This window comes from Roseomonas sp. TS2 (genome assembly GCF_058833935.1).
On record NZ_JCACVY010000021.1, the window covers coordinates 25361 to 37858 of the forward strand.

General features: G+C 71.9%; 11 protein-coding genes and 2 tRNA genes. 5 read left to right on the forward strand and 8 right to left on the reverse strand.

Features of this window, described 5'->3' with window-relative positions; all coding sequences use genetic code 11:
• Nucleotides 1–30 precede the first annotated feature (30 nt).
• From ACZJYS_RS06255 to ACZJYS_RS06275, 5 genes are all read right to left on the reverse strand, one after another.
• Nucleotides 31–696 carry a carbonic anhydrase gene (locus ACZJYS_RS06255; protein WP_109515140.1) on the reverse strand — a complete coding sequence of 222 codons (666 nt, stop codon included), beginning with the start codon at nt 694–696 and terminating at the stop codon, nt 31–33.
• An 85-nt stretch (nt 697–781) separates the two neighbouring features.
• Complete coding sequence (locus ACZJYS_RS06260; RefSeq protein ID WP_493176530.1) at nt 782–1879, reverse strand: DUF1513 domain-containing protein; 1098 nt, start codon at nt 1877–1879, stop codon at nt 782–784.
• Between the two features lie 4 nt (nt 1880–1883).
• A complete protein-coding gene (locus tag ACZJYS_RS06265) occupies nt 1884–2993 on the reverse strand; it encodes an imelysin family protein (RefSeq protein WP_493176532.1) in 1110 nt (369 codons plus the stop codon).
• Nucleotides 2993–4303, reverse strand: coding sequence for a di-heme oxidoredictase family protein (locus ACZJYS_RS06270; protein WP_493176534.1), 1311 nt, complete (start codon nt 4301–4303; stop codon nt 2993–2995). Before ACZJYS_RS06270 ends, ACZJYS_RS06265 begins: the two co-directional genes overlap by 1 nt.
• A 38-nt stretch (nt 4304–4341) precedes the next feature.
• Entirely contained in the window at nt 4342–5622 is a 1281-nt protein-coding gene (locus tag ACZJYS_RS06275) for an imelysin family protein (protein ID WP_493176536.1), read from the reverse strand.
• Nucleotides 5623–5759: 137 nt separating this feature from the next.
• On the opposite strand from ACZJYS_RS06275, the gene ACZJYS_RS06280 reads away from it, so the two are divergent.
• From ACZJYS_RS06280 to ACZJYS_RS06300, 5 genes are all read left to right on the forward strand, one after another.
• Entirely contained in the window at nt 5760–7973 is a 2214-nt protein-coding gene (locus tag ACZJYS_RS06280; protein WP_493176538.1) for a TonB-dependent receptor, read from the forward strand.
• Between the two features lie 74 nt (nt 7974–8047).
• Nucleotides 8048–8731 (forward strand): Fe2+-dependent dioxygenase, encoded by a 684-nt coding sequence (locus ACZJYS_RS06285; protein ID WP_109515134.1) that lies wholly within the window; start codon nt 8048–8050, stop codon nt 8729–8731.
• A 244-nt stretch (nt 8732–8975) separates the two neighbouring features.
• Nucleotides 8976–9179, forward strand: a complete 204-nt coding sequence (locus ACZJYS_RS06290) for a hypothetical protein (protein WP_109515133.1) — start codon at nt 8976–8978, stop codon at nt 9177–9179.
• Nucleotides 9180–9323: 144 nt separating this feature from the next.
• Nucleotides 9324–10397 (forward strand): dTDP-glucose 4,6-dehydratase, encoded by a 1074-nt coding sequence (gene rfbB, locus ACZJYS_RS06295; RefSeq protein WP_109515461.1) that lies wholly within the window; start codon nt 9324–9326, stop codon nt 10395–10397.
• A 236-nt stretch (nt 10398–10633) separates the two neighbouring features.
• Nucleotides 10634–10861: a hypothetical protein gene (locus ACZJYS_RS06300; RefSeq protein WP_379634851.1), complete on the forward strand. Its 228-nt coding sequence runs from the start codon at nt 10634–10636 to the stop codon at nt 10859–10861.
• An 84-nt stretch (nt 10862–10945) separates the two neighbouring features.
• Here ACZJYS_RS06300 and ACZJYS_RS06305 read toward each other — a convergent pair.
• From ACZJYS_RS06305 to rodA, 3 genes are all read right to left on the reverse strand, one after another.
• Nucleotides 10946–11021: transfer RNA gene (locus ACZJYS_RS06305), tRNA-Lys, on the reverse strand.
• Between the two features lie 186 nt (nt 11022–11207).
• Nucleotides 11208–11283, reverse strand: a tRNA-Lys gene (locus tag ACZJYS_RS06310).
• 91 nt (nt 11284–11374) lie between these two features.
• Entirely contained in the window at nt 11375–12496 is a 1122-nt protein-coding gene (gene rodA / locus ACZJYS_RS06315; protein ID WP_493176542.1) for a rod shape-determining protein RodA, read from the reverse strand.
• Nucleotides 12497–12498 lie beyond the last annotated feature (2 nt).

A 12498-nucleotide genomic window follows, 5' to 3' on the forward strand; every position in this document is an offset into this window, starting at 1 on the left:
CGCCGCGAATGCGGTTAAATTCGGCCTTTTTCAAGCCACCGCCGTGAAGCTGCCATCCTCGGCCAGATAGGAGAGAACACCGGTGCGGATGTCGAAGGAGCCGCCATGCAGCGCCAGCGTCCCCTCCGCCACCCGGCTGGCAACCCACGGAAAGGTCATCAGGTTGCGCAGGGAGAGCTTCACGGTCTCCAGCTCGCACTGCGCCTGGGCGGCCTCGGCGTCGGTCGGCTCGCAGGCCAGGGTGCGGCGGCGCGCCTCCTGCGCGATGCCGGTCATCCACGGCTCGACGAAATCCTGCGCCCCGGGCGGAAAGCCGCGCAGCAGCGCCTGCACGCCGCCGCACATGGCATGCCCCAGCACGATGATGCGCGGCACCTTCAGCACGCAGACGCCGAATTCCAGCGCCGCGCTGGTGCCGTGGTAGGAGCGGTCCGGCTCATAGGGCGGCACGAGGTTGGCCACGTTGCGGACGATGAACAGCTCCCCCGGCGCGGCGTTGAACACCATGCCCGGATCGACGCGGCTGTCGGAGCAGGCGATCACCAGGGCCCGCGGGCTCTGCCCGTCCCGCGCCAGGTCCTGGAACAGCCGGCGGCGCTCCGGCCACACCTCGGCGCGGAAGCGGCGGTAGCCATCGAACAGCGTGTCGAGGTCATCCGGCTTGCCGGCGGGCGGCTGATTCGGCGGGTTTTCCATGAGGCATCCCTGGTGGCAGGTGAATTGGCCGTTTCCTCGCGCGGGGAGATGCGCGGTTTGCGGCCCGTGTCAACAGCCGCCCCGCTCACCCGACGCGCAGCAGGTGGTTGTCCCAGGCGCCGCGCGGCCCCGGCAGCGGGCGCGTGGCGCCGCTGCGGGCATCGGCCTCCAGCAGCGCGCCATGGCCGCTGGCCAGGATGAAGCGCCCCGGCGCGCCGGCCGGCGCCACGCCGCAGACATCGCCCAGCGGCACCGAGCCCAGCGCGCGCCCCGCCACCAGATCCCAGAACAGCGCCACGCCGCCGCGCGGGCTGGTGGCCGCCAGCACCGCCCCAGCGGAGTCGGTGGCGACGCTGCCGATATAGTTGCGGCAGGCGGCGCGCAGCGTCTCCGGCAGCGCCAGCGGACGCAGCGCCCCCTCGCCCCGCTGCACCGCCAGCAGCGGCACGGCCTCCGCCTCGTCGCCCTCGAACTGCATGGCCACCGCCGTGCCGCCCGGCACCGGCGCCAGATGGCGGATGGAGAGCCGGTTCATCGCCGGCGCAAAGCGCGCCGTGGACAGCACGCGCCCGTCGCGCGGGTCGAGATGCACCAGGGACGGGTCCATGCCCGCCGGGTCGAGATTCGCCCGGGGCGCATCGGGGTGGGTCAGGATGCCGCCATTGGCCACCACCAGCGCCGCGCCCCCGGGCGCGAGGCGCATGTCGTGCGGGTCGCGCCCGCCGGTCGCGAACTCGGCCACGCGGCGGAAGCCGTCCGTGGCGTCGTAGACGCCGATCAGCCCGGCGCCGTCCGCCACCCGCGTCTCGGTGGCGTAGAGCAGCCTGCCATCCGGCGCGAACAGGCCATGGCCGTTGAAATGCCGGTCCTCCGGGGGCGCGAAGCCCTGCCGCAGCGTGCCTGTGGCGAGGTCGGCCACCAGCGCCTCCCAGCCCGGGCGGCGGCCGAACACCACCACCAGCGGCCGGGCGGGATGCACGGCGAAGCCATGCGCGCGGGCCGTGAGCCGCAGGTCGAGCGGCACGCCGCCATCGCCGGGGGCGAAGGCGCCGGCATGGTCCCCCTCCCCCGGCACGCGCCAGGCGCCCAGCACCAGGGGCGAGGCGCCGCGCGCCGGGCGCCGCGGCCAGGAGGCGAGATCGGAAGCCAGCAGGGCGCCCAGCAGCAGGTCGCGGCGGCGCACCCGGTCAGTCCCCGTCCAGCGCGTTGAAGCCGAGCGGGATGCCGAGCGCCGGCGCCAGCCGCTGGGCCAGCAGCGCCTTCAGCGCCGCCGCCTCCCGCTGCACCACCGCCACCGCCTCGCGCCGGGCCGGGTCGCCGATGGCCGCCTCCAGCGGCAGCGGCATCGCCGCGGCCGAGGTGCCGAGCTGGGCGAAGGCACGATCCAGCAGCCCTTTCAGCCCCGCCTCGCCGCCGGCCGCCAGGGCGGGGGCGAAGGCCCTCTCATAGAGTGCGCGCGCCGCCGCGAGGTTGGCCTGCACCGCCTGCCCCGAAAGGCCGCTGCGCCATGCCTCCAGCAGCTGCGCCCGCGCCGTGCCGGCCGAGCTGCCGAGGGCACGCGTCAGCTTGCGGTCTGCCACCATCTCCACCGCCGCGTGCAGCGCCTTGAACAGCTCCAGCGTCGCCTCCTGCGGCGTGGCATAGGGCGGGCGCGGCTCGGCGAGCGCGGCGCCGTAGGGGGTCTTGCCGCCGGTCCAGCCGGCCAGCATGTCCTGCGCCAGGGTGGAGAGATTGCCGCCGATGGCGCGCAGCAGGGCGCCCCTATAGGCCGCCTCGGCATCGCCGGCGCGCAGCCGCGCCACCGCCTCCTCGCCATAGAGCAGCCGCTCCAGCGCCGGCAGGCCCTGCGTCGTCACCTGCCCCAGCGCGTTGGCGCGGGCCTCCAGCGCCGCCGGGTCGCGCGCCGCGATGGCGGCGGAGAGGTCCCGCCCGATGGCGTTGCGCGGATCGGGCCAGAACTGGATGCGCGGGTGGCGGCTGAACAGCTCCGCCGGCCCCACCCGCACATGCTGGATCTCCTGCCAGGCCAGCATGGCGCGGGCGAAGCCTTCCCGCGCCGCCTCCAGCGCCGGCTGCTCCTGCGGGGTCCGGGCCAGCGCGTCCAGCCGCGCGGCGAGGTTGGCCGTGGCCTCGGCGAAGCGCCGGTAGGCGGGCAGCAGCACCTGCTCCACCGCCGTGCGGTTGAGGGCGCGGAAGGCGGCCTCGTCCGGCGCGGCCCGCGCCGTGCCGGGGGCGAGCAGCCGCAGCGGCACGGCCAGGATGCCGAAGGACAGGAGGGCGCGGCGGGCGAGCGGCATCAGAGGGAATCCAGAAAGGTCAGCAGGGCGGCGCGGTCCTCGGCGCGAAGGCCCAGCACCCGGTCGCGGGCCTGCCGGGCCTCGCCACCATGCCACAGGATGGCCTCCAGCGCCGAGCGCGCGCGGCCGTCATGCAGCAGCCCGGCACCGCCGGGGCGGGCGGTGGCCAGGCCAAGGCCCCAGAGCGGCGCGGTGCGCCAGTCCTGCCCGCCCGCCTGCCACTCGGCGTGGCCATCGGCGAGGCCTTCCCCCATGTCGTGCAGCAGCAGGTCGGTATAGGGGGCGATGGGCGCGCCGCCGGCCGTCGCCAGCCGCGGGCGGTGGCAGGCGGCGCAGCCCAGCGCGCCGAACAGCGCCTCGCCCTGGCGCACCCCGGGCGCCTCCACGGCACGGCGGGGCGGAGGAGCGAGGTTGCGGGCATAGAACACGGTCAGGGCGAACAATGCCGGCGCCACCTCGGGCTGGTGGGGCGCTGCCCCGCCATGCGGCGCCTGCCGGCAGGCGGGCTGGGCCGGGGTGCAGTCGCCCCAGGGGTCCGGGCGCGGCGGCGTCGAGAGGCCAAGGTCGAGCGCGAAGGCGGCGGCGGCCTGTTCCGGCAGGTCCGGCTCCGTCGCCTTCCACCCGAAGCGGCCGAGCCGCCCGCCGGCGACGCGGTTGGGCCGGCCGCGGATGCCGTCGCCATCGCGGTCCTGCGGATCGGCGGCGGCGAGGATCTCCGCCTCCGGCACCTGCTCCAGCAGGCCGAGGCCGAGCAGAGGCGGCGAGAGCCGGAGCGAAAGGCGCAGACCCGGATCGGGCGGGCCATGGCCAGGTTCCTCCAGCCGGGGGCGCGGCTGGCGCAGCGCCACCACCAGCCCGTCGGCCAGGGTGACGCGGTGCTCCTGCCAGCGCGGCGCGAGCCGCCCCTCCCCCGGCAGGCCCGGCGCGGAGAGAGGCTGCAGCTGCGCGCCATAGCGCGGGTCGGGGATCAGGCCGAGGCGCCCCTCCTCCAGCAGCGCCCGCTGCGGCGGCGTGGCGGCGGGGATGGACAGGCGCGCCACCAGCCCCGCCGGCACATCGCCCGTGCCGGGGGGAGAAGGACCGCGCCCGGCGCGCGGGTGGCAGCTTTCGCAGGCCCGGGCGTTGTAGAGGGGGCCGAGCCCATCGGCCGAGCGGGTCGAGGCGGGCGCCGGCACCCAGAGGCGCTGGAACACGCTCTCGCCCAGGCGGAATTCCAGGCGGGAATCCCGGTCGGCGGACAAGGCTGCCCCGGCCGGCAGGGCCAGCGCGGCCAGGGCGGGAACCACCAGCAGCCGGGCGCGGCGCCACACGCCGCGCCGCCAGGGAAACGCCGCCACCGCCGGCGCGGCTACTTGAAGACCTTCGCGGGGTCGTCGAGGCTCTGCGAGCCTTCCACCGAGAGGGCGGGCAGCTTCAGCGCCGCCACCACGCGCTCGATGCTGCGCGTCTGCGCCACCAGCGCGTCGATGCCCGCCTGGATGGCGGCGTTGCCCTCCCGGTTGCCCTCGGCCAGCATCTGGTCGTAGGCCTCCACCGTCTCGGCGCGCCTCGCCAGGGCGTCGAAGGCGGCCAGCGTCGCGGCGAGGCGGGCGTCCATCTCCTCGCGCAGGCGGCGGTCCGTGCCATCCACCAGGTTGCGCAGGCTGGCACCGCGCAGCACGCGCCCGTCGGCGCGGCGATACTCGCCGCGCCACACCGCCACCATGCCCAGCACATTGCCGCGGTGGCTGTTGTGCGTGTTGTCGGAGAAGCAGTCCTGCTCCTCCTCCGGGTCGTGCAGCAGCAGCCCGAGCTTCATCCGCTCCCCCGCCAGCTCGCCATAGGAGAGGCTGCCCATGCCGGCCAGCATGGCGGCCAGCCCCTCGGGCGCCGGGTTCGCCGCCAGCCGCCGGCGGATGGCGCCGCCCGGCGACCATTGCGCCACCATCTCCTCCAGGTCCTTCACCAGCAGCCCGGTGACGATGCGCAGATACTGCCCGCGCCGGTCGGCATTGGCGGCGCTGGTGTAGTCGGTGAAGGGGCGCCGGCCGGCGCCGGGGCCGGTGCCGTTCAGGTCCTGCCCCCAGAGCAGGAACTCGATGGCGTGGTAGCCGATGGTGACGTTGGCCTCGACCTCCCCCGCCTCGTGCAGCGCTTCGAGGGCCTCCGCCGTCAGCGCCGAGAGGTCGCGCGTCTCGTCGCCCAGGCGCAGGCTGCGGGAGCCGATGATGTTGGCGGCATAGAGCGGGTTCTCGTCGCTTTCCGTGCCGTAGCCGGCATCGACATCGTCGATGAGCCCCTCATCCAGCGGCCAGGCGTTCACGCGGCCTTCCCACGCATCCACCTCCGGGTTGCCGAAGCGCAGCGTCTCGGTCTGCGCATAAGGCGCTCGGGCGGCGATCCAGGCACGGCGCGCGGCGGCGAGCCCCTCCTCCGAGGGAGCGGCGAGGAAGCTGTCCACCGCCTGCCGCAGGGCGCGGCCCGTCTCCAGGCAGTCCTCGAACATCGCCTGGCCCAGATCGGCGTAGTGGCGCAGCACGGCGCGCTGGCCGGCCTGCCCGGGGGCGGCCGCGGAGAAGGCGGGGCGCATCTTCGCGGCCAGGGCGGCGGGGGCAAGGAACAGGCCGGCGGCCAGGGTGCGACGTTGCATGGTCGATGCTCCGGGTGCGGGCCCTGCTGGTATTGCAAGCAAGTCGCACTTGCAAGAATCACCGCACGGCTTGTTGACGAAAAGTAACCGCACGTCCTAAAGGAAATGCGAAGCATTCTCATTCGCAGGATTCGCCGATGACGACCCAGAGCGGGACCAAGCCCCCGACATCGCATGCCGCCTGGATGGCGGGCCTCGCCATGGGCCTCCCTGGCGCGGCCCTGGCCCAGGGCGCCGCGGCGCCCGAGGGCGGGCTGGTGCTCCCCACCGTCGATGTGCAGGGCACCGCGCCGGCCAACACGCTGCAACGCGCCGCGCCCGTCTCCCGCCTGCCCGGCTCGGTGCAGGACACGCCGCAGGTCATCAACGTCATCCCGCGCGAGGTGCTGGAGCAGCAGAACGTCACCACGCTGGAGCAGGCGCTGCGCAACGTCCCCGGCATCACCGCCTCGATCGGCGAGGGTAATGGCGGCGTGAACGGCGACCAGTTCCGCATCCGCGGCTTCGCGGCGCAGAACGACATCTACACCGACGGTCTGCGCGACTTCGGTGCCTACACGCGCGACGCCTTCACCTACGAGGATGTCTCGGTCATCAAGGGGCCCTCGGGCTTCGCGCTGGGCAATGGCACGGTGGGCGGCGCCGTCGCCGTCGGGCTGCGCACGCCGCGCCTCGGCAACAGCTACTCGGCCACCGCCACCGGCGGCAGCGGCCCCTATGCCCGCGGCACGGTCGACATCAACCAGCAGATCGGCGAGACCACCGCGCTGCGGCTGAACCTGATGGGCCAGTCGAGCGAGGTGGTCGGCCGCGACGGGGTGGACAGCCGCCGCTGGGGCATCGCCCCCTCGATCGCCTTCGGCCTCGGCACCGACACCACCCTGACGCTGCACTACCAGCACTACGAGTATGACAACGCCACCGATTCCGGCATCCCGGTGGTGACGGCGCCCGGCAGCACCATTGGCCGTCCGCTGACCGAGTACGGCCTGCCGCGCGGCACCTGGTACGGCCTCAGCAGCGACCGCGACGAGGTGACCACCGACGTCTTCACCGCACGCCTGAACCACACGGTGAATGACTGGCTGACCCTGGCCAACGACACGCGGGTGAGCTTCATCGACCGCGACTACGCCAGCTCGATCGTCAGCTGCGCGGCGGCGAGCTGCGTGACCCCCTGGTTCCGCAACCGCAGCGGCACGGTGACGGCGAGCGGCGCCGGCAACCCATACCATCAGGAAAGCTGGGCGGTGCAGAACGTCGCCACCGCCACGGCGCGCTTCACCACCGGCCCGCTGCGGCACGAGCTGGTGGGCGGCATCGACCTGATGTACGAGGATTTCGAGCGCACCGGCTACGGCTACACCGGCACCCGGCCGGCGCTGTCGGTCTTCGGCGGCCAGGGCGACATCGCGCTGGACCGCGGCGCGCCCAGCTACCAGCGCAACGGCAACAACACCACCTACGCCGCCTTCCTGAGCGACCGGCTGTGGCTGACGCCGGAATTCTCCATCATCGGCGGCGTGCGCGTCAGCCGCTTCGAGGTGGAATACGACACCGTCACCTACTCCACCGGCGTGCGTGCCGAGGCCAAGCCCAGCCACACCGTGGTCGACCCCCGCGCCTCGCTGGTGTGGGAGCCGGCGCCGAACCAGACCTACTACGCCACCTACTCCACCTCGACCACGCCGCCGGGCTTCCTGTTCAGCACGCAGCCCTTCACGGCCAGCGGCTTCAACAGCAATTTCGACCCGGAGCGGAACACGCTCTACGAAGTTGGCGCCAAGGTCGGCTTCCTGGAGAACCGGCTCGGCCTGTACGGCTCGCTCTACCGGATCGACAAGAAGAACTCGCAGACCCCCGACCCGAACGGCGACGGCAGCACCTTCATCCAGACCAGCGACGAGCAGCGCAACCAGGGCATCGAGATCGGCCTGACCGGGCAGGTCACCCCCGCCTGGATGATCAACGCCAGCTACACGGCCATGGACAGCGAGACCACCAAGTCCACCACCGCCGCCAATGTGGGCAAGAAGGTGCAGTTCGTGCCCGACCACGCGGCCTCGCTCTGGACCACCTACGAGCTGGGCGCCCAGACGCCCTGGAACCTGACCCTGGGCGGCGGCGTCACCTGGCGCGACAAGGTGTTCCTCAACGCCGCCAACACCGCCGAGGTGCCCGCCGCCCTCACCGTCGATGCGCTGGTCTCGCACCGCATCAACGACAATCTGCGGGTGCAGGTGAACGGCTACAACCTCGGCAACGCGCTGAACTATGACGGGCTGTGGGCCAACCGCGTGATCCCCTCGGCCGGGCGCACCATCCTGTTCACCCTGGCGGCGGATTTCTGAGCCGCGCCGGCGCGTCCGGGGCGCCGCCGCGCGGCGGCGCCCCTCCCCCACCCTCCCGCTGAAACGACATCATCATGCTGGTCCGCATCCCCCAGGTCCTGACCCCCGAGGAAGTCGCCCATTGCCGCCAGGTGCTGGAGCGCGCCGCCTGGGTGGATGGCCGCGTCACCGCCGGCGAGCAATCCGGCAAGGCCAAGCACAACCTCCAGGTGCCGGAGGATTCGCCGCAGGCGCGCGAGCTGGGCGACATCATCCTGCGCGCCCTCGGCCGCAACCCGCTCTTCACCACGGCGGCGCTGCCGCTGCGCGTGTTTCCGCCGCTGTTCAACCGCTACGACGTGGGCATGACCTTCCACGCCCATGTGGACAACGCCATCCGCTTCCTCCCCGGCGCCATGCAGCGCATCCGCACGGATGTCTCCTCCACCCTCTTCCTCACCCCTCCCGAGGAGTATGAAGGCGGAGAGCTGGTGATCGAGGACACCTACGGCACGCAGAGCGTGAAGCTGCCGGCCGGCGACATGGTTCTCTACCCCGCCACCAGCCTGCACCGCGTGGAGCCGGTGACGCGCGGCAGCCGCTGGTCCTCCTTCTTCTGGACCCAGTCCATGGTGAAGGATGACGGCCAGCGCCGCCTGCTCTACGAGATGGACCTCGCCATCATGCGCACCCGCGCCGACCTGCCGGACAACCACCCCGGCGTGCTCGGCATGACGGCCGCCTACCACAACCTGCTGCGGCAGTGGGTGGAGATGTAGCCCGCGCCTTCAGCACGTCCGCGGCCGGAAAAGCCTGCCGCGCCGTGCTTTCCACACAACTGCTTGACAGACCAGACCCCACGCAAAAGCTTGTTGCTTTGCCGTGTACGTCCCGTCATGGAGGGCGCCGGCGTGTTCTGACTGCCCTGGGCGCGGTACCCGGTCCGCCCGGCTGCGCGCAGGGCCTGAGCCGCCGGATACCCCTTCAGCCCGGCCTGGAACGGCCGACCCAGGACCGCCTTCCATGATCAGATCCCGGCCCGTCGAAATCGACGGCCGCTTCGTCGGCGTCGCGGTGACCCAGGACGGCTCGCTGCGCTTCATCGCCATCGATCCCGCCGCACGGGGCGCGGAGGGAATCATCTTTCCCACCCCGGCCGCCATGCAGCGCCGCGTGCGCGCCGCCCTGCAGGAAACCGGCCTGCCGCCGGTGCGCCAGGCCGGCTGAGCGGCAATCCGGCCGGCTTCTCTGGCGGCGACGCCATGAAGCCGCCATTCTCTGCCCTCCATAGGGGCGTGAGCTGACGCGGGATTCCATGGAACGGCTCCTACCCGCGTCTTTCGGCCCCATTGTCTGTGAGGGAATGACTTGGTGCGTATCGTTGTAACGGGCGGCGCGGGCTTCATCGGCTCGGCGCTGGTGCGCCATCTGGCGCTGGATCTGGGCGCCGCCGTTCTGGTGGTGGACAAGCTGACCTATGCCGGCGACCGCCGCTCCATCGCCGCCTGCGAGGACAAGCCGGGCTTCGCCTTCCTGGAGGCCGACATCGCCGACGGCGCCGCCATGCGCGCCGCCTTCGACGCGTTCCGCCCCGATGCGGTGATGCACCTGGCGGCCGAGAGCCATGTGGACCGCTCGATCGCCGGCGCGGCGCCCTTCGTGCACACCAACGTGGTCGGCACCTTCGCCCTGCTGGAGGCGGCGCGCGGCTACTGGAACACGCTGGAGGGCGAGGCCAAGGCCGCCTTCCGCTTCCTGCACGTCTCCACCGACGAGGTGTATGGCTCGCTTGGGCCGAACGACCCCGCCTTCAGCGAGACCACGCCCTACGACCCCCGCTCGCCCTACTCGGCGACCAAGGCCTCCTCCGACCATCTGGCGCGCGCCTGGCACGAGACCTACGGCCTGCCCACCATGGTCACCAACTGCTCGAACAATTATGGGCCGTACCATTTCCCCGAGAAGCTGATCCCGCTGATCATCCTCAACGCACTGGAGGGCAAGCCCCTGCCCGTCTACGGCGATGGCAGCAACGTGCGGGACTGGCTGTTCGTCGAGGACCATGTGAAGGCGCTGGCCACGGTGGTGCGCCAGGGCCGCCCGGGCGAGACCTACAACATCGGCGGCAAGGCCGAGATGCGGAACATCGACGTGGTCGAGGCCGTGTGCGACCTGCTGGACCGGCTGCGCCCGGACCCGGCCGGCCCGCGCCGCCGCCTCATCACCTTCGTCACCGACCGCCCCGGGCATGACCGCCGCTACGCCATCAACCCGGAGAAGATCGGGCGTGAGCTGGGCTGGCAGCCGCAGGAGACCTTCGCCACCGGCATCGAGAAGACGGTGCGCTGGTACCTGGAGAATGCCTGGTGGTGGCAGCCGCTGCGCGAGGGCCGCTATGCCGGCCAGCGCCTCGGCCTGCTGGAGACCGGAGCCAAGGCCGGCTGATCCGGCGCCGCGCGCCGGCGCGCGGCTTCGTGATGACCAGGGGCGGCAGCCGGGGATCGGCTCCGCCCCCCTAGTCTCGACAAGGGCTTGCCGGGTGGTCCTGCAGCGCCCTGGCAAGCCGCCATCCAGGCGCAACGGAACCGTTGCCAAGGCTTCATGAGTTTTGCCTTGTCGCGCCCGGACGGGGTTGATTGTCTGGCCCGGTCGTCACCGGTTTTCCGAGAAGGGCGCCCCTGATGCCCGAAGGCTGGATCCCCAAGGCCGAAGACCTTACCCTCTGCCTCAGCGGCTATCCCATCCGCATCCGGCTGCATATCGGCCGGCCACGACCCTATACGCTGGAGGTCGATGGCACCGCCCCACGGGCCTATTCCTCGCTCGCGCTCGCCCGTCACGACGCGCTGTGCAGCGCCGCCGAGTGGGATGCGATGATGGAACGGGCGCTGTCCGGCAGTACGGCGTGACGGAACCGCCCGGAGGAAGGACGCGAAAAAAGCCGGCAACCATCCGGCTCCGGCTTCCGCAGATCCCGCAAGGGAGGGTGGGAATGGTGGGCGCACTAGGGCTCGAACCTAGGACCCGCTGATTAAGAGTCAGCTGCTCTACCAACTGAGCTATGCGCCCCACCGGGATGCCATGGCGCTTGCGCCACCGCGTCCTTGGGCGGGCTTCTAGCCGATCCGGCTATCCCCGGCAAGATGCCTCGGATGCCTTTTCGGCCTGCGCCCCCCTGTCTTCCCGGCGCCGAAAAACAGAAAAAGCCGTGGCCTCGCGGCTTCGGCTTTCGTCACGCATCAGGAAGGAGGAAGGTGGTGGGCGCACTAGGGCTCGAACCTAGGACCCGCTGATTAAGAGTCAGCTGCTCTACCAACTGAGCTATGCGCCCCACCGGGATGAAATGGCGTCTCCGCCGGCCGCATCCGTGGGCGGGCTTTTAGCCGATCCGCCCGCGAAGGCAACCCTCTTTCGTGACTTTTTCACTCCCGCGCGGCACCGAACTCGGCGTCGCGATGCACATGCACCGACATCAGCAGGCCAAAGCCCAGCATCGAGGTGAGCATGGCCGAGCCGCCATGGCTGATCAGCGGCAGCGGCACGCCGCCCACGGGAATGCTGCCCGTGACCATGGCGATGTTGACGAAGACATACATGAAGTAGTTGACGCCAAGCCCGAGCGCGACCAGCCGCCCGTACTGGTGCCGGCAGCGCAGCGCCACGGCCAGCGCGAAGAACACCACCAGGGAAAGCAGCACCAGCGTCGTCATGGCGCCGACCAGGCCGAACTCCTCGGCCAGCATGGTGAAGATGAAGTCGGTCTGCTTCTCGGGCAGGAAGTTCAGGTGGCCCTGCGTGCCCTGCAGGAAGCCCTTGCCCCAGATGCCGCCCGAGCCGAGCGCGATCTTGGACTGGATGATGTTGTAGCCCGCGCCCAACGGGTCGCTCTCCGGGTCGAGGAAGGTGTTGATGCGGGCGCGCTGGTAGTCGTGCAGATGCTCATAGGCGATCGGCGCGATGACGGCCGCGGCGCCGATCAGGATGGCGAATTTCCACCAGCGCACCCCGGCGGCCCAGAACACCGCGCCGCCGATCATCAGCGTGATCAGCCCGGTGCCGAGATTGGGCTGCTTCAGGATCAGCCCGACCGGGATCAGCGTCGCCAGGATCGGCGGCAGCAGGAAGAGCGGGTTGCCGGCGCGCTCCCAGCTGGCGCGGTGGAACCAGTGGGCCAGCGCCAGCACCAGCATGATCTTCATCAGCTCCGAGGGCTGCAGCTGGATCGGCCCGAGCTCGATCCAGCGCTGCGCGCCCTTGCCCACCTGCCCGTGCAGCGCCACCAGCACCAGCAGCCCCACCCCCGCCAGGTAGCCCAGCCAGGAGAGCCTCGCGATCAGGCGGATGTCGATCATGGCGATGGAGAGCATCATCACCAGGCCGAAGCCGAAGCGCAGCGCGTGGCGGCTGGCATAGGGCTCCGGCGCGCCGCCCCCGGCCGAGTACAGCGCCACATAGCCCACCGCCGCCACGGCGCAGAGCAGCAGCACGAAGCTCCACGGGATCAGCCAGAGCTTCTCCAGCACGCCGGTGCCGCGGTCGCGCAGCA

Excerpts from the sequence above, each read along its gene's own strand:
- ACZJYS_RS06255 (WP_109515140.1), bottom strand. The coding sequence starts at position 696 with ATGGAAAACCCGCCGAATCAGCCGCCCGCCGGCAAGCCGGATGACCTC.
- ACZJYS_RS06265 (WP_493176532.1), bottom strand. The coding sequence starts at position 2,993 with ATGCCGCTCGCCCGCCGCGCCCTCCTGTCCTTCGGCATCCTGGCCGTG.
- ACZJYS_RS06275 (WP_493176536.1), bottom strand. The coding sequence starts at position 5,622 with ATGCAACGTCGCACCCTGGCCGCCGGCCTGTTCCTTGCCCCCGCCGCC.
- ACZJYS_RS06280 (WP_493176538.1), top strand. The coding sequence starts at position 5,760 with ATGACGACCCAGAGCGGGACCAAGCCCCCGACATCGCATGCCGCCTGG.
- ACZJYS_RS06285 (WP_109515134.1), top strand. The coding sequence starts at position 8,048 with ATGCTGGTCCGCATCCCCCAGGTCCTGACCCCCGAGGAAGTCGCCCAT.
- ACZJYS_RS06290 (WP_109515133.1), top strand. The coding sequence starts at position 8,976 with ATGATCAGATCCCGGCCCGTCGAAATCGACGGCCGCTTCGTCGGCGTC.
- ACZJYS_RS06300 (WP_379634851.1), top strand. The coding sequence starts at position 10,634 with ATGCCCGAAGGCTGGATCCCCAAGGCCGAAGACCTTACCCTCTGCCTC.